Annotated in this window: 2 protein-coding genes; both read right to left on the bottom strand. The window is 51.2% G+C overall.

The genetic code is table 11. The features are described 5' to 3' along the window. On the bottom strand, positions 1 to 491 hold a 491-nt coding region (locus HAP95_RS12320), incomplete at its 3' end, for a DsrE family protein (protein WP_215884499.1). 25 nt (positions 492 to 516) lie between these two features. Next, positions 517 to 809, bottom strand: a 293-nt coding sequence (locus HAP95_RS12315; RefSeq protein ID WP_215884498.1) for a cytochrome P460 family protein, incomplete at its 5' end; no start/stop codon positions are given.

Genomic DNA, 809 nt, shown 5'->3' with positions numbered 1-809 from the left:
TAATAGACAGGAACCAAAGCATAGCCCTTTTCTTGATAGGCGATGGTAGAGATAAAGCCACTTTCCACCGGCGTCACACTCGGAATCAGCATGCTGGGGGATACGTCCATACCGTGTAGCGCCACGCCACAAGCCTGAAACTGGATGCCTTTCTGGCTGAGTTTTTGGATTTCTCCCTGAATCCCCGCGATATCCCTTTCTTCCGTGTAAGGAATACCCCGACGATCTTTGGTCAGAAATGCGACATCTGGACCGATAAAGACCACGATGAAGTGCGGCGTCACCTTTTGTTGCAGAAGTTGCTTGCGTGTCAAACCGATGACCCTGACCAGGTGATCCACTGCCGCCGGGTTACGCATATTCACCAAAAAAACGGCCTTTGCATCATGCAAGCCGGATAAGGCCGTAGTGTCATTGAGCTTATCAGCCTGGGCATTGGTGAACAGGCATCCAAGTGACAGAAACACAAAGGCCAGAATAAAACGTTGCATGGGAATATCCTCCTTAATGAGCAGGCTACTGAACGACAGCCCCGGGATGTTTTTGAATCAGTGCCACGTAAGCCGGATTCATTTCCTGCTTGGAGAAAAAAGCCTTCCAAGTGCTTATCGGCAATAATTGCGTCGGCGGCGGAGCAAAAACCAAGTCCTGATGGCGGACCAGCACATGACAGGCAATACAGCTGCCCACTTTGCCATAAGCAAGGACTTTGCCGGTGGGATCATAGGCAGCCATGATCCAGTTGCGGTCTGAAGGATCAAATTTAGCCGCCTTCAGCATGGCGGTAACGCCCACCAACTGCTTGTGGG

It is taken from the genome of Acidithiobacillus sulfurivorans, from assembly GCF_018853815.1.
Lineage (GTDB): Bacteria > Pseudomonadota > Gammaproteobacteria > Acidithiobacillales > Acidithiobacillaceae > Acidithiobacillus > Acidithiobacillus sulfurivorans.
This window is presented reverse-complemented; position numbering and strand designations above follow the sequence as displayed.